Below are 21,879 nucleotides of genomic sequence, written 5' to 3'. Positions count from 1 at the left end.
AACACCGGCAGTGAACAATCCATACGAAGCGAACCCCAACAGGGTTCACAAAACTGGCATCAACACGAAAGATGACATCATCTTCCGAAATCAACCAAAGGAATCCCAGACACAACCAACCACCCCGCCCGACGGGCAGAACGATCAGCCATGCCACAGGGACAAAAATTGGCATTGACTAACAAGCACACTGTTGAGTTCTCAAACAACCGACACACACCGCCTCCGGCCTCGTTCCCGAGGCCCTTGCGCGGGGCGTTTCCTTCGTTCTGAATCCTACCAGACCCGGCCGTTCGTCCCGGACCGGTGAAAACCGGATTTCCGTTCAGAAATGTACCTGATCCAGACACCCTCACCTTACTCACGGCGCAGCACTGTGCTCCGAGAATCTGGTGGGAGTTTCACCCGGGGGACCAGCCACTTCGCATCTGCTCCGAGGAGCTGTGCCGTGGTGTCTGTTCCTCCCTGCCGGGCGACCTCGAGAACATTACGGGGTCCGGTGGCAGGAGGTCAACTCCCGCCGTCGTGACCCGGGCCACTCCCCTTCTCGGCGTCCCGCCGCGGCGGCCGGGCTGCTGCAGGGGGCGCTGCCGCGGCCGTCGCCCGCGTCGCGAGACGGGCTACCGCGGCCCGCAGGTCGTCCGGTCCGACCACGGTGAACGGCGCGTCGAAGATGCCGAACCACCCGGCCAGCCCGCCCCACGACCACGAACCCGCGGTCAGGCGGCACCGCCCCTCGCTCACGGCCTCCACGAGGGCGCCCGTTCCGGCCCATGCCGCCACGACGGCGGCGTCCAGCTCCAGCTCCACCGTCCCCCGCACGGGCATCGCGGGCTGCGTGAACCTCTCGGCGATGAACGTCGCCACGTCCGGGGCCGGCAGCGCCCGCCGCTCGAACCGTGCTCCGCCACCGTCGCGCGGCGCCATCCGGTCGATCCGGAAGGTTCTCCAGTCGTCCCGGTCGAGGTCCCACGCGACGAGGTACCACCGCCCGCCCCACGTGACGACGTGGTGCGGCTCGACCCGGCGCGGCGCACGGAACCCCTCCCCCTCCTCCTGGCCCGGAGCGCGGAGCACCTCGCCCGTCCCGCCGTCGTAGTCGAACCGCAGCACGCGGCGCTCGGCTGCCGCCGAGCCGACGGCCACGAGCACGTCGGCACTGACGGCGGGCAGGGCCCGCTCCCTCCGGCCGGGCACGGCCGTCACCTCCAACGCGTCGATGCGCGTGCGCAGCCGGGCGGGCATGACCTGACGGATCGTCGCGAGCGCGCGCGCTGCGGCGTCCTCCACCCCGGGGAGCGTCCCGGTGCGCAGCGCGATCGCGACCGCCACCGCCTGCTCGTCGTCGAAGAGGAGAGGCGGCACGTCCGCTCCCGCGTCGAGCCGGTACCCGCCGTCGGGACCCTTCGTCGCGCGCACCGGGTAGCCGAGCTCGCGCAAGCGGTCGACGTCGCGCCGCACGGTGCGCGGGCTCACGTCGAGCCGCTCGGCCAGCGCGGACCCCGGCCAGTCCCGGCGCGCCTGGAGCAGCGAGAGCAGTCGGAGCAGTCGTCCTGAGGTCTCGAGCATGACCTCAGCCTGGCACGGAGTAGAGGACCGAACCTGTCCTCTACCCCTGGCAACGTCGGTCTCGTCGCACGAAGCACACCCAGGAGGAGCCATCGTGATCCGCACCAGAGCACTGACCAAGGACTTCGCCGTCGGGCGCGACGCGAGCGCCACGGTGCACGCCGTGCGCGGCATCGACCTCGACGTCGCACCCGGCGAGCTCGTCGCCGTCCTCGGCCCCAACGGCGCCGGCAAGACGACCACGCTCCGCATGCTCACCACGCTCATCCGCCCCACGTCGGGCACGGCCACGGTCGCGGGGCACGACGTCGTCGCCGAGCCCGACGCCGTCCGGCACCGCATCGGCTACGTCGGGCAGGGCAACGGCGCGGGCCACGCGCAGCGCGCCGTCGACGAGCTCGCGAGCCAGGGCCGCATCCATGGCCTCGACCGGCGCACCGCGCGACGCCGTGCCGACGAGCTCCTCGACTCCCTCGAGCTCGCCTCCTACGGCGCGCGCAAGGTCTCGGACCTCTCCGGCGGGCAGCGGCGCCGGCTCGACGTCGCGATGGGCCTCGTGCACGCACCGTCGCTGCTGTTCCTCGACGAGCCGTCGACCGGCCTCGACCCGCACAACCGGGCGAACCTGTGGGACCACGTCCTGCGCATGCGCGAGGACTCGCTCGCGGCCACGGGCGAGCCCATGACGATCGTCCTCACGACGCACTACCTCGACGAGGCCGACACCATGGCCGAGCGCGTGGTCGTCGTCGACCACGGTCAGGTCATCGCCGACGACACTGCGGAGAACCTCAAGGCCGACCTCGCCGGGGACCGCGTCGTCGTCACGCTGGCTCCCGCGCAGGGTCCGGCGCGCGACGACGCCGCGCGGCTCACCGAGCTCGCACGCCGCGTCGAAGGCTTCCGCGAGGTGACCCGCTCCCCCGACGGCGCCCCCGCCGTCGGGCACGACGCCGCACCCATGCTCGAGGTGCGCGCCGAGCGCGGCGACGCCTACCTCCCCCGCCTGCTGCGCGCTGCGGACGCGGACGGCATCGCCGTCGAGACCGCGCAGGTGCACCGCCCCACGCTCGACGACGTCTTCCTCGCCCTCACCGGGCGCAGCCTGCGCGAGGCCGGCGCCGCGACCCCGACCGACACCACCGCCGAGGGCACCCGTCCCACCGAGAGGACCGCAGCATGAGCACCGTCGACATCGCCCGCACCAGCGTCTTCCCGCACCCGGCTCCCGCTCGCCCTCGCGCACGCCGCGGGCTCGCCGCCTTCGCGCACGACACCGGGATCGTGCTCGTCCGCGAGCTGCGGCCCGTCGTGCACGACCCGTTCTCCGTGCTCTTCGGGCTGGTCCAGCCGATCGTCTTCCTCGCGCTGTTCGGCCCCCTGCTCGTCGGGTCGCTCGGCGGCACGACGACCGGTCAGGAGGTCCTGGGCGGGAACGTCTGGCAGTGGTTCGTCCCCTCGATCCTCGTGATGACGACCCTCTTCGGGACCACGACGACCGGGGCGAACCTGCTCGTCGAGCTCCAGACCGGCGCGCACGAGCGCATGCTCGTCGCCCCGCTGTCGCGCGCCTCGCTGCTCGTCGGCCGCGCGCTCAAGGAGATGGTCCCGATCGTCGCGCAGTCGGTCGTCGTGGTGCTCGTCATGCTCCCGTTCGGGTTCGAGCTCCACCCGGCCGGCGCCGTCGTCGGGCTCGCGCTGCTCGCCGTCTTCGGCGTCGGGATCGGGTCCCTCAGCTACGCGCTCGCGCTCGCGGTGCGCAAGCAGGACTGGATGTTCTGGGTCGTGCAGCAGACGCTGATCTTCCCGCTCATGATCCTGTCCGGCATGCTCCTGCCGCTCGAGACCGGGCCCCGCTGGATGCAGGTCGCGTCCGACGTCAACCCGCTCCGGTACGTCGTCGACGCCGAGCGCGCCCTCTTCGCCGGCGACCTCACCGCCTCGGCCGTCGCGTGGGGGTGGGTCGCCGCCGTCGTGACGGCCGCGGTCGGCCTCGCCGTCGGGATCCGCACCATGGTGCGCACCACCGACTGACCGACCGCGCGCGTCAGGCCCGGGCCAGCTCCACGGCCCGGGCCACCGCGCTGCCCGGGCTCGTCAGCACCGGGACCGGGAGATCCTCCAGGAGCACGGCCGCCGGCGCCATGCTGGCCTGCGCGAGCACGACGACGTCCGCTCCCCGCCGCCCGACGGCGTCCCGCGCCGCGTCCGCGACGCCCCGGTGGTACGCGCCCAGGTCCCCGGCCTCGAAGTCCGCCCACGCGCCCGCGCAGACCACGGCGTCGAGCTCGACCACCGTCCCCGCGCGACCGGCCGCGTCGACCAAGAGTTCCGTCGTCGGGCCGAGTGTCGAGGCGATCGCGACGACGACGGCGACCCGGCCGCCGTCGCGCACCGCCGCCTCGGCGAGCGGCCGGTCGACACGCAGCACGGGCACCCCGGGCCCGCCGACCTCCTCCGCGACCGGCCCGAGCGTCGAGCACGTGCACACCACCACCGATGCCCCCGCCGCCACGAGCGCGTCGACGTGCGCCCGGACCCGCTCACCCGTCGGCGCGCCCGCCCGCGCGTCGTCGAGGAGCGGCGCATCGACGCGGTGCACGTGCCCCTCCCCCGGCGCGGCCTCCTCCACGAGCGCACCGAACGTCGCGACGTGCCCGTCCGCCGTGTGCAGGAACCCGATCACGTGCGCCTCCGCTCGTCGTTGGTTCAGGTGCTCAGGGCCCGCGGTGACGTCGGGTCCGCGGGTCGCGCGTCGACGGGCAGGACGAGCGGTGGGGTCGGACCGTGTGCGACGGACGTCAGAGGCGCACTCCCAGAACTCCCGCCAGACGGACCAGGGTGACGGTGCGCCGGTCCGAGCGCACGGTCCGACCCCACCGCGGACCCGACCGCGCGGGTAATCGACGGGAACCGACGAGCAGACCCGAGCGAACGACGTGGCTCAGGCGTGGTGCTCGCGGAAGGCGTCGGTGAGGGTGGGGCCGTCCTCGGCACCGAGGCGCCAGACGCTCCAGCCGTCGGCGGTGTGCGTGCCCGACACGGCGACGGCGGCGAGGTCCGGGTGGCGGAACCGGGCGCCGTCGGACAGCTCGATGAAGCCGTCGGGCTGGAGGACCGCCTCGAAGCGCTGGCCGCGGCGCGGCCGGGACCACACGAGCTCGCGGGGCCGGCCGAACGCGCGCGCGAGCGCGACGAGGTCGGGGTCGTCGTCGGGTCCGAGCGGCACGTCCGCGGGGGGCGGGGGCGGCAGAGGGACGACGTCGCGGGTCGCGGACGTGCGCGCGGGTGCCGGGTCGAGGTCGACGGGCGGGCGGTACGACAGCGGGTCGTACGGCTGCTCGCGCGACGGGCTGCGCTGCTCGCCGTACTCGTGCGTGAGGTACGACTCGCGCGTGCGGATCGACTCCCGGGTGCGGATCGACTCGCGCGTGAGGATCGACGTGCGCGGGGTCGGCGGCTCGTCGCCGGCCTCGACAGGTCGGCGGTCGGCCCATCCGGTCGACGCGGGCTCGGGCACGGTCCGGGCGGTGAGCGGGTCGTCGAGGGGCACGAAGTCCAGGACGGGAGGCTCGGCGCGCGACGGCGCCGGCGGCGCGGCGACCGGGTCCAGCGCGGCGAGGGGGCCGGTCTCGTCCACCTGGCTCGGCGCGACGGCGGAGCCGGCGCGCGGCTCGAGCTCGGCGGCACGACGGCGCTCGGCCCGGGACTGCGCGGCCTGTCGCGTCACCACGGGAAACTTGCCGGTCAGGGCTCGGCCCACGGCGACGCCGTCCGCGAAGTCGGAACCGGGGGCGACGGCGCGGCCCCGGCGGGGCTCGGGCGCCGCGGGTGGTGCGGGGTTGTCGCGCGTCATCGCGAGCGGGGACACGTCGACGAAGCGGCGGCCGTCCGCGCCGTGCACGACGCCGAGGCGCAGGACCGAGACCGGGGACCCGGGCTGCCGCAGGAAGTCGAGCGCGTCCTGGATGCCTGGCGCGGCGCTCGAGCAGATGACGACGAGGCGGGCGCCGGTCGCCCGGGCGGTCGCCTGGGAGCGCGTGAGGGGGACGTTGTCGTAGAACGCGGCGACGTCCTGCTGGAACCGCGAGGCACCGCCGGTGTAGCGGGCGGCGAGCTCGGCGCGCGTGAGGCGCCCGGCCCGGCCGGCGTGGTTGAGCGCCGCGGTGAGGGCCTCCTCCGTGAGCTCCGCGGTGACCTCGATGACGACCGGGAGACCCGCGGCGTCGAGCGCGAGGAGGTGGGGCTCGTCGTCGGACGTGCCCTGCGCGACGGGGAAGATCTGCTCGCCGAGCAACCCCTCGATGTTGCCGTCCACGACGCGCTGCGCGTCGGTCCCGAAGGCCCCTGCCGGCTGGGGCGGCTGGACCAGTACGGGACGCTCGGCGTCCACCTCGAAGAGGGGCATCGGGAGATCTCCTGCAGCAGCGGGACGCGACCTGGGCGGGGGCGTTTGCGCCATAGCCTACGTCGCCGGTCAAGTCCCGCGAACCGGTCGAACCACCCTCGCGCGCCCCCGCAGGTCAGGCGTGCCCCGTCTCCTCCGACTCGGCCGCGAGGCGCTCCTCGACCCGCTCGACCTTCCCCGTGAGCTCTCCCGTGCGGCCGGGGCGGATGTCCGCCTTGATGACGAGCGAGACCCGGTGCCCGCCCGCGCCGACGGCCTCGGTGGCGCGCTGGATCACGGGCATGACGGTGTCCCAGTCGCCCTCGATCTCGGTGAACATCGCGGTGGTGCGGTTGGGCAGGCCCGACTCGCGGACGATGCGGACGGCCTCGGCGACGGAGTCCGCGACGGACTCGCCGGCACCGAGCGGGGCGACGGAGAAGGCGAAGACGGCCATGGGCCCATCGTGGCACGGGTCCGGCGCACGAACCGTGGCGGGACCGGACGGCCCCGCGCGAGGTCCGGGCGAGGTCCGGGCGAGGTCCGGGCGAGGGCCGCCGGGACTCCCCCGCCCCGACGTAGGCTCGTCGTCGTGACAGCAGAACACCGCACCGACCGCGTGACCGTGCTCGCGGGCGGGGTCGGCGGGGCACGCCTCGCGCACGGCCTGGACCTCGCCGGGGCCGACCTCACGGTCGTCGTCAACGTCGCGGACGACGTCGAGCTGCACGGGCTGTGGATCTCGCCCGACCTCGACACCGTGACGTACACCCTCGCCGGGCTCGCGGACGAGGAGCGCGGCTGGGGCGTGGTCGGCGAGACGTACGCGGCGCTGGAGGCGATGGGCCGGCTCGGCGAGGACACGTGGTTCACGCTCGGCGACCGCGACCTCGCGACGCACGTCGTGCGGACGGCCGGGCTGCGCGCGGGGTCGTCGCTGACCGACGTGACCGCGCGGCTCACGACCGCGCTCGGCGTCCGGGCGCACGTGCTGCCCGTGAGCGACGACCGCGTCGCGACGCTCGTCGACACGCCCGCGGGGCGCCTCGGGTTCCAGGAGTACTTCGTGGGGCGCCGGCACGCGGACGACGTGCTGGGACTCGTCTACGACGGCATCGAGGCCGCGCGCCCGGCGCCCGGCGTGCTCGACGCGGTGACCGGCGCCGACGTCGTCGTGCTCGCGCCGTCGAACCCGTTCCTGTCGGTGGAGCCGGTGCTGGGCGTCGCGGGCGTGCGGGACGCGCTCGCCGGGACGTCCGCGCTCCGCGTCGCGGTGAGCCCGATCGTCGGCGGTCGCGCGATCAAGGGACCCGCGGCGCAGATCCTCACGACGCTCGGGCACGAGGTCTCGGCGCTCGGCGTCGCCCGCCTGTACGTCGGGCTCGTCGACGTCATGATGATCGACGACCACGACGCCCACCTCGCCGACGACGTGCGGGCGCTGGGGATGGACGTCGTCGTCACGGACACCGTCATGGGCGGCGCCGCGGGCCGCGAGCGCCTCGCGCGCACGCTGCTCGCGTCGGCGGGGGGCGCTCGTGGGTGACCTCGTGCTGCCCGACGGCGGCGCTCGCCCGGGCGCGCCGGGGCGCCCGGCGCGCGTGGTCGCCGTCGTGCCGCTGCGCGACGGGTCGTCGGGGAAGTCGCGGCTCGCGCACGTCCTCGACCCCGCGTCGCGCTCCATGCTGATCGCCGTGCTCGCGCGGCACGTCGTGGAGACGCTGCTCGCGAGCGACGGCGTCGAGCGCGTGGTCGTGGTGACGTCGGACCCGCGGTTCACGTGGCGGGCGCTGCGGGACGTCGTGGTGGACGGGTCCGCCGACGCGGCGCACGCCACCGGGTCCGACGGTCTCCCCCTGCTGACCGCCGACGCGGACCGGCTGCGCATCGTGCTCCAGCCCGCGGACCGGCCGGGGCTGGACGCGGCGGTCGACCTCGGCCGGGAGATCGCGGCCGAGGACGCGTCGACCGCGGGCCCGGTGCGGCTCCTCGTGGCGCACGCCGACCTCCCCGCGCTCACGCCCGAGGACGTGGCGGCGCTGCTCGCCGAGGACGCGTCCGTCGTCGTCGCGACGGACCGCCTGGGCACCGGCACCAACCTCGTCGTCCTCGACCCGGTCGCCGAACCGGGCACCTTCGTGCCGTCGAGCACGGGGTTGCTGTCGGAGAGCGGTGCGGAACGACAGGAACCTCGTGCTCGGCCGGTGGCGGGGTTCCGGTTCCGGTTCGGGCCGGACAGCCGTGCGGCCCACGTCGCGGAGGCCGAGCGGCTCGGGCTACGTGCCGTCGTCGTGCAGCGGCCCGGCACCGCGGTCGACCTCGACACCGTCGAGGACTGGGGCGAGCTGCCCGCGGAGGCGCGCGCCGTCGTCGGACTGCACGTCCCCGCCCTGCGCGACCGCGACGCCTGACGGGCGCAGGTCGCCGTCGCACGCCGGACCACGCGGCTGTTACGAGGGCCAGTCGCCGGGCTCCTCGAGAGGCGCGACGAGGTCCACCCGCACGTCCTCGAGCAGGCCCGTCCATGCCGCCTCGTCGAGCGAGCCCACGCAGTCGAGGACGAGCACGACCGACTGCGTCGATGCCTCGCCGTCGAACGTGGGGACGCTCACGACACGGGCCGCACCGCGGACGTGGATGTCGCCACGCGCGGTGGCCACGGTCCAGCCCTGGGCGACGCCGTTCACGCCCTGCAGGCGGACGCCGTCCGACCCGAGCGGCAGCAGGATGTCGCCGGGCACGCCGACCGGGTCCGCACCGTCCTCGGCCGCGGCCTGCTCGAGCAGGGCGACGGACGCCTCTCGTGGGGGCACCGTCGGCGCGTCGGGACCGACGGCGCCGCGCCACGACTGCACGCACGCTCCCGTCCCGGCGACGACCTGCCACCCCGGGCGCGGGACGAGCGGGGCCGTGGTCGGCATCTCGGTCAGGCTGCGGACCTCAGGAACGGGAGGCACGTCGGGCGAACCAGGTGTCGCGCTCGGGGTCGTCTCGTCGCGGGGCTCACCGGGCGTGCCGCCCGTTCCTCGCGACGCGGCGTCCGCCTCGCTCGTCGTGGTCGCCGCGCCGGTCGAGTCGGGTGACGGTCCACCGGTGCAGGCGGCCGTGGCGAGGATCGTGAGCGTGACACCGATTGTGAGCGTCACGCCGGCGGCCGAAGGCCGCGTCACGACCCGCCTCCCCAGCGGCCGCGGTGCACGACGTCGTCGAGCGGCTTGCGCGCGCGACGGCGCGGCGAGCCCGTGGTCGCTCTGTCCGCGGGGTGCCCGACGGCGACGACTCCCGTCGGGGCGTAGGCGTCGGGGATGCCGAACGCCGCGCGCAGCCGCGCGACCTCGCCGGGCGCGACGCCGAAGAAGCACGCGCCGAGCCCCTCGTCGACGGCGGTCTGGAGCATGAGCAGCGCCGCCATCCCGGCGTCGACGTGCCAGTACGGCACGGCCCAGCGGTTCTCGTCGCGGTCCGCCCAGCCCTTGTCGTCCTCGGCGTACCGGTCGAGGTAGACGTCCTTCGACGTGAGGACCACGACGAGCACGGGCGCGGTGCGCATCCCGGCGAGCCACGCGCCCATGCTCCGCTCGGGCTGCTCGGGCGAGCTCGCGGACCAGAAGCGCGCGACGTCGTCGGGCTCGGTGAGCACGAGGAACGACCACCCCTGCGCGAACCCCGCGCTCGGGGCGCGGACCGCGTTGCGCACGAGGCGGTCGACCGCGTCCGGCGCGACCGGCTCGTCGGTGAACCGACGCACCATGCGTCGGCGTCGGACGACGTCCTGGAACTCCACCCGTCGGATCCTGCCAGACGGTCCCCACCGGCACCGACCCATGGCACGATGCCGCCCATGACGAGCGCTTCCGGCGGATCAGGGCACCAGACCGACCTCGAGCCGACCGTACGAGGACGCTGGCTCCCGTCCCGGGCCGACGCCGTCACCGCGTTCGGGGTGGCGTTCACCCGGGCGCGGCGCGCCGCAGCCGTCGCGGCGGGACTCGCGCTCCTCTACGTCGCGCTTCTTCTCTCACCCCTGGGCGAGACTCCTCATCCGCTCCAGACCGTCCTCGTGGTCGCGCTGGGCGTCGTGTTCCTCGTCGTGGCGCTCGCGATCCACCGCATCCTGGCGAGCGTCGTCTGGAAGCGTTCCGCGGTGCGCGAGCAGTGCATCGAGATCACGGAGCGTGGCGCGCGGGTCTTCCCGGGGCCCGCTGCGACGACGTTCGACTGGTCCGTCGTCACCGTCGCGACGCGACGGGGCGAGCTCGTCGTCGTGGTCCACCGCGACGAGGTCGGCAGGACGCACGTCACGGCCGTGCCCGACCGCGCGTTCGGGACCCCGGAGGAGGTCGCGCGCTTCACGGACGTCGTCCGTCGTCAGGTTCCGCGCGCCCGCGTCTGACGGACCGCGGCGACGCCGACCACCGGACCGGGCGACCGCTCGCCCCCGGCCGGGCCGCCGTCGTCGGGCGTGCCCTCGTCGGACGTGCCGTCGTCGAGCACCGTCCGCACGAGGAGCGTGCGGCCCTGCGCCGCCCGCTCGCGCCACACGTCGTCGGAGAAGGCGACCTCGCGCGCGAGCGTCGAGCCGAACGCGGACGGCGCGTCCGCGAGCGCGCGCAGGCGGACGTCTCGGAGGTCGCGCCAGTCGTCCCGCCGGACGCGCGCGACGGTGGTGGTGGGCACGACGTCATGGTGGCAGCCCGGCCCGACGGCGGGGCGTCGGGCCGGGCGGGGCACGCCGGCTCAGGCGGCGTCGAGGCGGGCGCGCAGCTCCGGGTCGAGCTCGAGGTCGGCGGCGCCGAGGAGCTCGTCGAGCTGCTCGATCGTGCTCGGCCCGATGATCGGGACCACCGGGTGCTCGCCGCCGAGGAGCCACGCGAGCACGACCTGGTTGGGCGTCGCGCCGAGCTCGCCCGCGACCTCGTGGAGGAGGCGGATGCGCTCGCGCGTGGTCGGGTGGTCGAACCCGTCCCACAGCGGCTTGTCGCGGCGGACGTACGCGCCCTGGAGGATCGGCGAGTAGGCGGTGACGGCGAGCGGCGGACGCCCGTCGACGCCTGTGGAGGCCGCATAGTCGAGGAGCTCGTACGACGCCCAGTTGTGCCGGCCGACCTCCGGCGTCGGGTAGGCGTACGTGTAGTTCTGCTGGACGAGCCCATAGGGCGCGATGCCCTGGCGCAGCGCCTCCTCCCGCGCCTCGACGACGCGCCACAGCGCGACGTTCGAGATGCCCGTGATGCCGACGACGCCCTCGGCCTGGAGCTTGCCGAACGCGCCGACGGTCTCGGCGATCGCCGTGCCGTGGTCGTCGACGTGCCCGTACAGCACGTCCACGTGGTCGACGCCGAGGTGGCGCAGGCTCTCGTGCGCCTCGTACGCGACGACGTCGGCGCCCAGGCCCTGGAAGTTCGTGGGCTCGACGTTCTGCAGCGGGAGGGCCGGGTCCTTCTTCGCCGCGCCGAGCTTGGTCGCGATGCGGACGTCGTCGCGCACGCCGCGGCTCGCGAGCCAGCGCCCGAGCAGGTCCTCGCTGTCACGACCGTGGCCCCCGGCCCAGAAGCTGTAGTTGTTCGCCGTGTCGAGGAACGTGCCGCCCGCCTCGAGGTAGCGGTCGAGGATCGCGAACGACGTGTCCTCGTCGACGAGCGTGCCCATGTTCATCGTGCCGAGGCACAGGGTCGACACGTCGAAGGAGGTGCGCCCGTCGCCGATGGTGCGGTACCGCATGGTGGTCTCCCGAGGTTCGTGGTGGACCCGAGTGGTCCGAGGTGGACCGTGGTCCTGATGACGTGCTCCACGCTACGGAGAGATCGGCACGGGTGTACGGTCCGATTCCATGGCTCTTGACCAGACCAATTTGCCCGGTGCGGCGCGTCCGGGGACGACGGCGGCGCTCGCCTGGGAGGCCCTGCTCGACCTCGGGCCGGGGCCGGGGTCGCGCGTCGAGCGGCTCGAGCGCGCGGTCCGCGACGCCGTGCACACCGGACGCGTCCCGGTCGGGGCGGCGCTGCCGCCGAGCCGCCAGCTCGCCGAGGCGCTCGGCGTGTCGCGATGGGTCGTCACGGAGGCGTACGGCCAGCTCGTCGCCGAGGGCTTCCTCGAGGCGCGCACCGGCTCCGCGACCCGGGTCTCCGCCGCGGCCCGGCCGACGCGCCCGGGGGGAGCGAGGGTGGGCACGGATCGTGGCGGGTCCGGCGAGAGCCACGAGGGACGAGCGGCGGGAGGTAGACCCGCACCCGCCGACGTGGGCTCCGGGCGGGCGCGCACCGCCGCGCGGGCCCGGTTCGACCTCGCGCCCGGCGTCCCGGACCTCCGGCACGTCCCCCGCGACGCGTGGCTCCGCGCCGCGCGCGAGGCGCTCGGCACGTCAGGCGGCACGGCGTCGAACGACGACCTCGGCCAGCCCTCCCCCGCCGGGCACCCGCACGCGCGGGCCGTCGTCGCCGACCACCTGCGCCGGGCACGCGTCGCCGCCGCGGCCGACGACGCCGTCGTGCTCACGCGCGGAGCGACCGACGGGATCGCGCGCGTCGCCGCGGCGCTCGTCGAGGCGGGTCACACGCACCTGCTCGTCGAGGACCCGAGCTGGTCGGTGCTGCGCGACGTCGCCGCCCGCACCGGCCTCACCCCCGTCCCCGTCCCCGTGGACGACGCGGGCGCGGACATCGACGCGCTCGTCGCGGCGTCGCGGCGGACCGGCGCACGTGCGGCGCTGCTCACGCCCGCGCACCAGTTCCCCACCGGCTCCGCCCTGGCGCCCGAGCGGCGCGAGGCCGTCCTCGCGTGGGTGCGGGCCGTCGACGGCCTCGTGGTCGAGGACGACTACGACGCCGAGTTCCGCTACGACCGCCGGCCCGTGGCCGCGCTCCAGCAGCTCGATCCCGAGCGCGTGGTCCTGCTGGGGTCGGTGAGCAAGACGATGAGCCCGGCGTTCGGCATCGGGTGGATGGTCGTGCCCGCACGCTGGCGCGAGTCGGTGATGCGCGCCGCCTCCCCCACGCACGGCGCAGCGTCCGCTCCCTCCACGGTCGACCAGCTCACGTTCGCGCGGTTCGTCGCGTCGGGTGGGTACGACCGGCACCTGCGCGCCGCGCGCGGGCGCTACCGCCGCCGTCGCGACGCCGTGCTCGACGCCCTCGCCCGCGAGCTCCCGGGTGCTCCGGTGAGCGGCATCGCGGCGGGGATGCACGCTCTCCTGGACCTCCCCGGCACCCCGCAGGACCCGGCGCCGGACGCCGCGCACGTCGTGCGCGAGGCTGCGCGGCGCGAGGTGACCGTCGTCGACCTGCGCCGCTACCAGGTCCGCCCCGCCGCACGGTCGACGACCCTCGTGCTCGGGTACGGCAACCTCGCCGACGCCCGCGTCGGCGAGGCCGTCACGCGCCTCGCCGACGCGGTCCGTAGCGCCCGCAGGACCGTCGTCAGCCCTTCAGGACGGTGACGAGCGCGGGGAGCGGAGCCGGGAGGTCGCGCGCCCGACGCTCTTCCACCCACGCACCCCGCACGACCTCGCTCCAGGCAGGTACCGCCCGGCATCGTGCGGCGATACGGACGGCAAGATCGGGCCGCCCGACGACCGCCTCCTCGACCGGCCCCGCCCCGAGCCTCATGACGAGGCGCTCGTCCTCGCGCGCGACGGCCTCCGCGACGAGCGCGTCGAGCAGCGGCAACGGATCGTCGTCGTGCTCCACGCAGCTCCGTACCTCTTCCGAGACCTCGACCTCCGCCTCCGCCCTCAGACGCTCGGCACGCGTGCCCTCGGTCAGCGGGAGCCAGCTCAGATAGCGGCGCGCGAGGCTCTCGACGGTCTCGCGGCTGAGCGGGGCTGCGCGGACGGCGTCAGCGCCGTCCTCCGGGAGCGTCACGACACCGATGGTGCCACGGGGCGCACGCACGGCACGAGCAAGACGGGGCCGGGTGGACACACCATCAGGGCATGGACACGACGCCGCGCCGCAACCCTCGCCCGTCCGGGACGACGGCGGCGCTCGCCCTGGCCGGGCTGCTCGCCGTCTCGGCCGGAGCGGCCGCGTGCGCGCCTGCGGGTGTGCCGTCGCCGGTCGCCGGGCTGTCGGACGCGCGGGACCGGTGGGCCGCGGCGGCGTACGAGGACTACGGGTTCACGCTGACGTCGTCGTGCGGTGAGCGGAACCTCATCGGGGACTTCGACGTCGAGGTCGCCGGGGGCGAGGTGGTCGCGGTCTCTGCGAGCCTCGCTCACCTGGAGATGACCCCCGAGTCGTACGTCGAGAGCGGGGGCCGCACGATCGACGGGTTCCTCGACCTCGTCGACGAGCGCCACGACGTCGTCACCGACGTCGCGTTCGACGACGAGCTCGGGTACCCGACGTCGCTCACGCTCGACCCGATGCCGCGCGCGATCGACGACGAGGAGTGCTACGCCATCACGGACGTGCATCCCGCGCGCGGCTGACGGCCGCCCGCCCGGGCGGCCGAGCGCCGTCGGGCGAGCTGGCCGCGACGCTCAGAGCCGCTCGGCGAGCAGCTCGACGAGAGCCTTGCCCTGCACGCCGGCGAGGTCGTCGGCCTGGGTGCGGCACGAGAACCCGTCCGCGAGGTACACGTCGCCGGGGGCGGCGTCGCGCAGCGCGGGCAGCAGCGCGTTCTCCGCGACCGCGACCGACGTCTCGTAGTGGCCGTTCTGCATGCCGAAGTTGCCCGCGAGGCCGCAGCAGCCGGCGAGCACCTTGATCGTCGCGCCCGCGTCGCGCAGCAGGCGCTCGTCCGCGGCGAAGCCCATCACCGAGTGCTGGTGGCAGTGCGGCTGCACGACGGCCGTCACGTCAGAGAGGTCGGGCACGCGCCACCCCGACTCGCGCCCGGGCGCCGTGTCGACCGACGTGAGGAGCTCGGCGAGCGTGCGCGTCGCGGCGGAGACCGCCTGGGCGCGCGGGTCGTCGGGGAACAGGTCCACGAGGTCGGAGCGCAGCACCGCGGTGCACGACGGCTCGAGCCCCATGATCGGGATGCCGTTCACGGCGTACGGGCCGAGCACGGACAGGAGGTTCTCCAGGCGCTTGCGCGCGCCGTCGAGCTGGCCCGTGCTGATCCACGTGAGGCCGCAGCACGCCTGCTCGTCCGGGACGACGACGTCGTACCCGGCCGCGGTGAGCACCTTGACGGCCGCCTGCGGCACCCCGGGCGACATGTTGTCGCTGAACGAGTCGGTCCACAGCACGACCTTGGGGCGCTCGTCGCGCACGGGGTGGCCGGGCCGCTCGCCGATGCGCAGTCCGGGTACGCCCTGCGTCGCGCCGCCGCGCTTCCACCACGTGCGGAAGGGCACCTCGGCGAACGTCGTCATCGAGCGGCGCGTGTCCATGCCGCCCGCCCACAGGACCGTCTTCGCGAGCGGGCGGATGCCGAGCAGCTTGTTGGCCAGGCGCGGCATCCCGGTCGCGAGCCGCGCCCAGATCGGCAGCCAACCGAGCGAGTAGTGGTCGACCGGGCGCAGCTTGCCGCGGTACGTACGGTAGAGGACCTCGGACTTGTACTGCGCCATGTCGACGCCCGCGGGGCAGTCGCTCGAGCACGCCTTGCAGGACAGGCACAGGTCGAGCGAGTCACGCACCTCCGGCGCCGCGAGGCCGCCGACGAGCGTCCCGTTCACGGCCTCCTGGAGCACGCGGGCACGGGCGCGCGTGACGTCCTTCTCGTCCTTGGTCGCCTGGTACGACGGGCACATGAACCCGCCCGCGGCGCTGGTGTCCGCGCGGCACTTGCCGACGCCGACGCAGCGGTGCACGGCCTGCGTCATGTCGCCGTGGTCGTGCGCGAACGAGAAGCCCTGGTAGCCGGCGCGACGCGAGATCTTCGTGACCTTCGCGGGCGCGGCCGTACTCGTCCCGGGCGTCCCCGGCGCGCCGACCTTCGACAGCAGCGGGTGCGCGTGCGGGCGGCGCAGGTCGTCGTCGACGGCGCTGGGGCGCACCACGACGCCGGGGTTCATGACGTCCTGCGGGTCGAACAGCGCCTTGAACCGCTCCATGAGCGCGATCGCCTCGGGGCTGTACATGACCGGCAGCAGCTCGGAGCGCGCGCGCCCGTCGCCGTGCTCACCCGAGAGCGAGCCGCCGTACTTCGCGACGAGCTCGGCCGCCTCCAGCATGAACGTGCGCAGCACGGACCCCGACGCCTCGAGCGGGATGTCGATGCGCAGGTGCACGCACCCGTCCCCGAAGTGCCCGTACGGCAGGCCGTCGACGCCGTAGCGCGCCATGAGCGCGTCGAGGTCGCGCAGATAGTCGCCCAGCCGCTCCGGCGGGACGGCGGAGTCCTCCCAGCCCGGCCACGCCTGCTCGCCCGCGGGCGTGCGCCCGGCGAGCCCTGCGCCGTCGGCCCGGATCTGCCACATCTTGGTCGCCTCGGGTCCCGCGGGCAGGATCATCGTCGCCTCGCTGCCCGACGCCGCGACGATCGCCTCCGCGTTCGCCATCGCCTCCTCGGGGGTCGCGCCGCCGACCTCGACCATGAGCCAGCCGGCGCCCGGCGGCAGCGGCGGCACGGACGCGTCGCCCTTGGCGCGACGTACGACGTCGACGAGCCGCGCGTCGAGCCCCTCGACCGCGAGCGGGCTGAGGTTCAGGAAGGTCGGGACGTCGTCGGCCGCCGAGGGCATGTCGGGGTAGCCCAGCACGACGAGCGTCGGCTTGGACGGCACCGGCACCAGGCGGACCGTCGCCTCGAGGATCGTCACGAGCGTGCCCTCGGTGCCGACGAGCGCCTTCGCGAGGTCCGACCCGTTCTCCGGCAGCAGGTGCTCGAGCGAGTAGCCCGACACCTGGCGCCCGAACCGCCCGAACTCCGTGCGGATCAGCGCGAGGTTCTCCCGGACGAGCTCCGCGAGCCCGGGGACGTCGGCGAACGTCGGGTCGCCCTTGCCGGCGGTGAAGCGGCGCCCGCGGCCGTCGACGACGTCGAGCTCGATCACGTTGTCGACCGTGCGTCCGTACGCGACCGCGTGCGGCCCGCACGCGTTGTTCCCGATCATGCCGCCGAGCGTCGCGCGGTTCTGCGTCGACGGGTCCGGCCCGAACCGCAGCCCGTGCGGCGCGGCCTCCTGCTGGAGCGCCGACATGACCACGCCCGGCTCGATGCGCGCCGTGCGCGCCTCCGGGTCCACGTCGAGCACGCGGTTCACGTGCCGCGTGAAGTCGAGGACCACGCCCGGTCCGATCGAGTTGCCCGCCACCGACGTCCCCGCGCCGCGCGCGGTGACCGGGATCTCGAGCTCGCGCAGCACGTCGAGCGCCGCGACGACGTCGTCCGCGTCCTGCGGGTACACCACGGCCTCGGGCACGACGCGGTAGTTCGACGCGTCCGTCGAGTACTCGGCCCGGCGCCGCGTGGAGGAGTCCACCCCGCCGCGCACGACCGTCCGCAGCGCCTCGGCGAGCGCCGTGCGGGCGGCGTCGGCCGCCCGTTCGGCCTCGCGGAGAGCGGCCGCGCGCTCCGCCTCCGGCGACGTCGTCGCGCGGGAGCCGGACCGCCGCGAACCGTTCCCGTCGTGCTGCGGGGCGGGGGTCGGGGTGGCGTCGATCTCAGCGGACACGTCGCGATTGTCGCACCCTCGCGCTCGAGGCCCCGGAACCGTCCGCCCCCTGGCAGCCGATCTGCCGAGGTAGAGCCCTGGTCGATCGAGGTAGAGGCATGGTCCGCCGACGTAGAGGCCTGGTCCGCCGACGTAGAGGCCTGGTCATGCCGGACGGCGCGTGGTCACCTATCACGGCCGAAGTTGCGGCCGGCACGGGCACCTGATGCCCGACGGCGGCCGGTCGCCCGCCGCGGGCGGGTCGCCGCTGCCCGACGTGAGCGAACGACGCCGCGGATGGTTCGCCCGGGTGCGTGAAGACCAGGTGAGACGACGCCGGGGCGGGGTGGGTGGTGGTGCCGCGTCGTGGCGGGCCTGGCACGAGGGATCGTCCGGAGTGAGCCGGCGAACGCAGGACGATCCCGACCGAGAACGCGCAAGCGACGCGAGGAACGAGCGGCGGATGGTCGACGCGGCGCCACCACCCACCCCGACCACCCCGGGCGACCACACGCCGTCGGGCATGACCACGCCTCTACCTCGCGCGACCACGGCTCTACCTCGGCAGACCACGGCTCTACCTCGGGTGACCACGCCTCTACCTCGGCAGACCACGGCTCTACCTCGGCGGAACGGGCCTCTGTCTCGTGGGTCAGAGGACGAGCTCCGGTTGGAGCTTCTTGATGGTCCAGACGCGCTGCTTGCGGGCGGCGACCGTCGTCAGGGCGAGGGCGGCGACCAGCACGACGACGAGCACCGTGACGTCGCGCGTGACCGTCGCCATGTTGCCGCCGTAGAGGAGCTGGCGCAGACCCTCGACCGCGTACGTCATGGGGAGGAACCGGTGCATGGAGCGCAGCGGCTCGGGGATCGTCTGCCACGGGAACGTGCCGCCCGCGGTGACGAGCTGGACGAGCATGAGCACGAGCCCGAGGAACTGGCCCGCGGCGCCGAGCCAGACGTTGAGCGCCTGGAGGATCGCGACGAACGTCGCGGACACCAGCACGAGGAACAGCGCGGTCCCGACCCCGTGCACGGGGTCGATGTCGAGCGCGAACTTGGTCACGGTGAACATGGCCGCGACCTGCACGACGCCGATCGCGGCCGGGGTGAGCCACCCGCCCAGGGCGGTGGCCAGGCCGGACCGCCCGGCGGCGAGGGCCCGCGACGACAGCGGGCGCACGAGCAGGAAGAGCACGTAGGCGCCGATCCACGTCGCGAGCGACAGGAAGAACGGCGCGAGGCCGCCGCCGTACGTGCCGGCGGAGGAGAGCGCCTCGTTCTCGACGGAGACGGGGTTGCCGATGGTCTCGGCAGTGTCCTGGCGGGTCTGCTCGTCGAGGTCCGGCACCTGCCCCAGGCCCTCGGCGAGCCCGTCGCGGAGCTGGGTGACGCCGTCGACGAGCTCGCCCGACCCGTCGCGCAGCTGCGACGTGCCGTCCGCGAGCGAGGTCGCGCCGTCGGACACCTGGCGCGTGCCGTCGGCGAGCTGCGAGACGCCGTCCACGAGCTGCGGGGTCGCGGCCGCGAGCTGCCCCGTGCCGTCGGCGAGGCGGTCCGCGCCGTCCGCCGCGCTCGCGATGCCGGAGGTCAGCTGCGGCGTCGCGGCGGCGAGCCGGGCCGCGCCGTCGGACACCTGGCGCGAGCCGTCGGCGAGCTGGTCGAGCTTCCCGGACGCCGCTGTCACCTGGTCGACGGCGCCCTGGACCTGCTCGCGCTGCTGGTCGAGCACGGGGGCGACCTGCGACCGCACCTGGTCGGCCGTCGCCTGGTCGATGACGCCGTCGGCGACGAGCTGGTCGAGCCGCGCGTCGACGTCGCCGCGGATCGTGTCGAGCGTCGGGAGCACCTCGCCCGCGGCCGCGGCCGCCTGCTGCCCGTACTGCGCGACCTGCGCGTTCCCGTCCGCGACCTGCGCGGCGCCGTCGGCGAGCTGCTGGGTCTGGGTGGGCAGGGACGACGTCGCACCCCGGAGCGTGCCGAGCCCGGACGCGAGCGACTCGGCGCCGTCGTCGAGCTGCCCGACGGCGTCCGCGAGCGTCCCCGTGCTCGCGTCGAGGCGCTCGGCGCCGTCCGCGGCCTGGCCCGCGCCCGTGGCGAGCGTGTGCGCGCCGTCGTCGGCGGTGACGAGCCCGTCGCGGAGCTGCGTCGCGCCGTCGAGGAGCTGGTCCGCGCCGTCGACGGCGTCGGCGAGGTTGGTGTGGATGGACGCGAAGCCGCGCAGGAACGTGTCGGCCGCCTCGGTGCCGACCTGCTCGGCGATCGAGTCGCGCACCTTGCCGACGATCTGGTCCGCGATCGTGCGCGCGAGGTAGTTGTTCGCGTCGTTGGTGATGAGCGTGAGGCTCGCCTGCTGCGGCTCGAACTCGCCCGCGGACGCGAGGTCCGCGGAGAACGTCGGCCCGATGACGAGCGCGGCGTCGTACCGCCCGGACCGCACGCCGTACTCGGCGTCCACCTGGCTCGTCTCGACCCAGCCGAAGCCGCCGTCGTCGAGGAGCTGGTCGGCGACGTCGCGCCCGAAGTCGCGTCGCGTCGTCGCGCCCGTCTGGGCGTCGGTGGTCGTCGTGCCCTCGTCGAGCACCACGAGCGCGGCGGGGATCTCGTCGAGCTTGTCGTACGGGTCGTGGTTCGCGAACAGGTACAGCCCGGCGTAGAGGGTGGGGATGAGCGCCATCGCGAGGATGGCGAGGCGCGGCAGCGTGCCCGCGGCGAGGCGGCGCAGCTCGGACAGCCCGAGGCGGATCGCGGTCATCGGCCCTCCTCGGGGTCGTTCTCGGCAGCGGCGGGTGCCTCGACCGGGTCCGGGTCGGGCGGCGGGGTGGGGCGGGTGCGGAGCACGACGACGGGCGGCTCGTGGATCGACGACCCGCGCGCGGGCGGGAGGTCGACGCCGAGGTCGCGGGCCGACGCGCGCGTGCACTGCACGAGGACGCCGTAGCCCGCGCCGGCGAGCGACTGCGCGACCTCCCACCAGCCCGACGGCTCGCCCCCGTGGCGGTCGGGGAGGGTGAGCACGAGGAACCGGACGTCGGGGTCCTCGGCCGCGAGCGCCGCGAGCAGGGCGGTGCGCACGACCCCGGGGACCTGGTCGAGACGCCGCGCGCGGTCGGCGGCGAGCGAGTGGTCGGCGAGCCAGCGCGTCACGTCGGAGGGCAGCGACCGTCGCCCGGCGAGCGCGAGGCCCTCGGCGACGACGTCGGACACGGTGAGCGCGTCGTCGGGCTCGCTGATGCCGGGGACGTCGACGACGGCGGTGACGTCGCGCAGGGTCGCGGCGGCGCCGCGGGACGCGCGCCCGGCGCGGCGCGACGGCGTGCTCGCCGGCAGGAGCCGGACCTCGCCCGCGGACGGGTCGAACCGTCCCGTGGCGACGAGCGCGAGGGCGGTGTGCCCGTGCCCGGGCTCGCCCGCGACGAGGACGCACTCGCCCGCGGACCAGGCGAGGTCCATCGACTCGAGCATCGGCTCGCGCCGCCCGTCGACGCGGACGTCCGTCAGCGTGATCTGCATCCCGGCTCTTCCCTCTCGTGGGTCCCCGGCCCTCACCGAGGACGCCGTTGACTCACGGTCAACAACGCTACGCCTCTTGTTGACTCGTGGTCAACAACGGCGTACAACGGATGCCATGCCCCGCTCGCCCGCTCGCTCCGTCGATCCCCCGTCCCCCGCCGACGCGGCAGGCCCGCCGCACGGCGCGCGCCGCCGTCGCGAGCCCGCCGACCGCCGTCGCGAGCTGCTCGACGCCGCCGCGCAGCAGGCCGACGAGCACGGCCTGGACTCGCTCACGCCCGCGGCGGTCGCCGCGCGCGCCGGGGCGTCCAAGGCGCTCGTCTTCCACTACTTCGGGTCCACCGCCGGGCTGCGCCGGGCCGTCGCGCTCGAGGCCGTGGCGGGGCTCGAGGCAGCGACCGTCGCACCGGACGATCGTCCCCTCGTGGAGCGCCCGGCGCTCGCCGTCGCGTCGTTCCTCGACGCGGTCGAGGCCAGGCGGCTCGTCTGGCAGGACCTCTGGCGGGGCGCTCTCGGCGAGGACGACGCGACGCAGGAGGCGCTCGCGCGCGTCCGCGAGGGCCTCGTCGCCCGCCTCACCTCGACGGTCTCCGCGACGACGTCCGGCTCGCCCCTCGCCTCGCCGCGCCTGCGGCTCATCGCGGCAGGCTGGGTCGCGCTCGTCGAGAACGTCACCGCCGCGTGGCTCGGGGGCGGCGACCTGTCGCGCGCGGAGATCGAACGGCTCGTCCTCGCGAGCACCGTCGTCCTCGTGCCCGAGCTCCCCGAGCCCGCGCGGGGTGCCGTCCTCGCCATCGCCCGGGCGAACTCGGGCGCGGCGGGCTAGCGTCGGGAGAGCGCCCGCCGGACACGCACAGAGGGCGGC

At 75.0% G+C, this 21,879-nt stretch carries 20 protein-coding genes; 8 read left to right on the top strand and 12 right to left on the bottom strand.

The window, feature by feature from the left end:
* Window positions 1-510 precede the first annotated feature (510 nt).
* Window positions 511-1,569, bottom strand: a complete 1,059-nt coding sequence (locus AC6CH9_RS12610; RefSeq protein WP_498155186.1) for a helix-turn-helix transcriptional regulator — start codon at window positions 1,567-1,569, stop codon at window positions 511-513.
* Window positions 1,570-1,663: 94 nt separating this feature from the next.
* Between AC6CH9_RS12610 and AC6CH9_RS12605 the strand changes: the two genes are divergently transcribed.
* Together AC6CH9_RS12605 and AC6CH9_RS12600 are read left to right on the top strand one after the other, a co-directional pair.
* A complete protein-coding gene (locus AC6CH9_RS12605) occupies window positions 1,664-2,752 on the top strand; it encodes an ATP-binding cassette domain-containing protein (RefSeq protein WP_498155185.1) in 1,089 nt (362 codons plus the stop codon).
* Complete coding sequence (locus AC6CH9_RS12600; RefSeq protein ID WP_498155184.1) at window positions 2,749-3,603, top strand: ABC transporter permease; 855 nt, start codon at window positions 2,749-2,751, stop codon at window positions 3,601-3,603. The genes AC6CH9_RS12605 and AC6CH9_RS12600 overlap by 4 nt, the downstream gene beginning before the upstream one ends.
* Window positions 3,604-3,616: 13 nt before the next feature.
* Here AC6CH9_RS12600 and AC6CH9_RS12595 read toward each other — a convergent pair whose 3' ends face one another.
* From AC6CH9_RS12595 to AC6CH9_RS12585, 3 genes are all read right to left on the bottom strand, one after another.
* Entirely contained in the window at window positions 3,617-4,255 is a 639-nt protein-coding gene (locus AC6CH9_RS12595; protein WP_498155183.1) for an aspartate/glutamate racemase family protein, read from the bottom strand.
* Between the two features lie 258 nt (window positions 4,256-4,513).
* Complete coding sequence (locus AC6CH9_RS12590; RefSeq protein WP_498155182.1) at window positions 4,514-5,977, bottom strand: restriction system modified-DNA reader domain-containing protein; 1,464 nt, start codon at window positions 5,975-5,977, stop codon at window positions 4,514-4,516.
* Between the two features lie 115 nt (window positions 5,978-6,092).
* The gene (locus AC6CH9_RS12585; protein WP_064316860.1) at window positions 6,093-6,413 is read right to left on the bottom strand and encodes an MTH1187 family thiamine-binding protein; all 321 of its coding nucleotides are present in this window, start codon (window positions 6,411-6,413) and stop codon (window positions 6,093-6,095) included.
* 135 nt (window positions 6,414-6,548) lie between these two features.
* Between AC6CH9_RS12585 and cofD the strand changes: the two genes are divergently transcribed.
* Together cofD and AC6CH9_RS12575 are read left to right on the top strand one after the other, a co-directional pair.
* The gene (gene cofD / locus AC6CH9_RS12580) at window positions 6,549-7,502 is read left to right on the top strand and encodes a 2-phospho-L-lactate transferase (RefSeq protein WP_498155181.1); all 954 of its coding nucleotides are present in this window, start codon (window positions 6,549-6,551) and stop codon (window positions 7,500-7,502) included.
* Entirely contained in the window at window positions 7,495-8,367 is an 873-nt protein-coding gene (locus AC6CH9_RS12575) for a CofC family guanylyltransferase (protein ID WP_498155180.1), read from the top strand. Before cofD ends, AC6CH9_RS12575 begins: the two co-directional genes overlap by 8 nt.
* A gap of 39 nt (window positions 8,368-8,406) precedes the next feature.
* Here AC6CH9_RS12575 and AC6CH9_RS12570 read toward each other — a convergent pair whose 3' ends face one another.
* Window positions 8,407-9,102, bottom strand: a complete 696-nt coding sequence (locus AC6CH9_RS12570; protein ID WP_498155179.1) for a hypothetical protein — start codon at window positions 9,100-9,102, stop codon at window positions 8,407-8,409.
* Between the two features lie 20 nt (window positions 9,103-9,122).
* Complete coding sequence (locus AC6CH9_RS12565) at window positions 9,123-9,740, bottom strand: nitroreductase family protein (RefSeq protein WP_498155178.1); 618 nt, start codon at window positions 9,738-9,740, stop codon at window positions 9,123-9,125.
* A 57-nt stretch (window positions 9,741-9,797) separates the two neighbouring features.
* On the opposite strand from AC6CH9_RS12565, the gene AC6CH9_RS12560 reads away from it, so the two are divergent.
* Window positions 9,798-10,349 carry a hypothetical protein gene (locus AC6CH9_RS12560; protein ID WP_237840403.1) on the top strand — a complete coding sequence of 184 codons (552 nt, stop codon included), beginning with the start codon at window positions 9,798-9,800 and terminating at the stop codon, window positions 10,347-10,349.
* Here AC6CH9_RS12560 and AC6CH9_RS12555 read toward each other — a convergent pair.
* A complete protein-coding gene (locus AC6CH9_RS12555; protein WP_498155177.1) occupies window positions 10,325-10,633 on the bottom strand; it encodes a hypothetical protein in 309 nt (102 codons plus the stop codon). The two genes, AC6CH9_RS12560 and AC6CH9_RS12555, sit on opposite strands and share 25 nt — an antisense overlap.
* A gap of 60 nt (window positions 10,634-10,693) precedes the next feature.
* Complete coding sequence (locus AC6CH9_RS12550) at window positions 10,694-11,677, bottom strand: aldo/keto reductase (RefSeq protein WP_498155176.1); 984 nt, start codon at window positions 11,675-11,677, stop codon at window positions 10,694-10,696.
* A gap of 109 nt (window positions 11,678-11,786) precedes the next feature.
* Between AC6CH9_RS12550 and pdxR the strand changes: the two genes are divergently transcribed.
* A complete protein-coding gene (gene pdxR, locus AC6CH9_RS12545; RefSeq protein WP_498155175.1) occupies window positions 11,787-13,391 on the top strand; it encodes a MocR-like pyridoxine biosynthesis transcription factor PdxR in 1,605 nt (534 codons plus the stop codon).
* Here the strand turns inward: pdxR and AC6CH9_RS12540 are convergent.
* A complete protein-coding gene (locus AC6CH9_RS12540; protein WP_498155174.1) occupies window positions 13,372-13,815 on the bottom strand; it encodes a hypothetical protein in 444 nt (147 codons plus the stop codon). The two genes, pdxR and AC6CH9_RS12540, sit on opposite strands and share 20 nt — an antisense overlap.
* Before the next feature lie 71 nt (window positions 13,816-13,886).
* On the opposite strand from AC6CH9_RS12540, the gene AC6CH9_RS12535 reads away from it, so the two are divergent.
* Entirely contained in the window at window positions 13,887-14,384 is a 498-nt protein-coding gene (locus AC6CH9_RS12535) for a DUF6174 domain-containing protein (RefSeq protein WP_498155173.1), read from the top strand.
* 51 nt (window positions 14,385-14,435) lie between these two features.
* Here the strand turns inward: AC6CH9_RS12535 and AC6CH9_RS12530 are convergent, their stop codons facing one another.
* The 3 genes from AC6CH9_RS12530 to AC6CH9_RS12520 form a co-directional block, all read right to left on the bottom strand.
* Window positions 14,436-17,354, bottom strand: a complete 2,919-nt coding sequence (locus AC6CH9_RS12530) for an FAD-binding and (Fe-S)-binding domain-containing protein (protein ID WP_498155198.1) — start codon at window positions 17,352-17,354, stop codon at window positions 14,436-14,438.
* 799 nt (window positions 17,355-18,153) lie between these two features.
* Window positions 18,154-20,256: a YhgE/Pip family protein gene (locus tag AC6CH9_RS12525; RefSeq protein ID WP_498155172.1), complete on the bottom strand. Its 2,103-nt coding sequence runs from the start codon at window positions 20,254-20,256 to the stop codon at window positions 18,154-18,156.
* Window positions 20,253-21,014, bottom strand: a complete 762-nt coding sequence (locus tag AC6CH9_RS12520; RefSeq protein WP_498155171.1) for a hypothetical protein — start codon at window positions 21,012-21,014, stop codon at window positions 20,253-20,255. The genes AC6CH9_RS12525 and AC6CH9_RS12520 overlap by 4 nt, the downstream gene beginning before the upstream one ends.
* A gap of 115 nt (window positions 21,015-21,129) precedes the next feature.
* On the opposite strand from AC6CH9_RS12520, the gene AC6CH9_RS12515 reads away from it, so the two are divergent.
* Complete coding sequence (locus AC6CH9_RS12515) at window positions 21,130-21,840, top strand: TetR/AcrR family transcriptional regulator (protein WP_498155170.1); 711 nt, start codon at window positions 21,130-21,132, stop codon at window positions 21,838-21,840.
* Window positions 21,841-21,879: the final 39 nt, after the last annotated feature.

The organism is Cellulosimicrobium sp. GQ32, assembly GCF_059758455.1.
The sequence above is the reverse complement of the archived record's forward strand: the minus strand, read 5'-3'. Positions and strand labels throughout refer to the sequence as shown.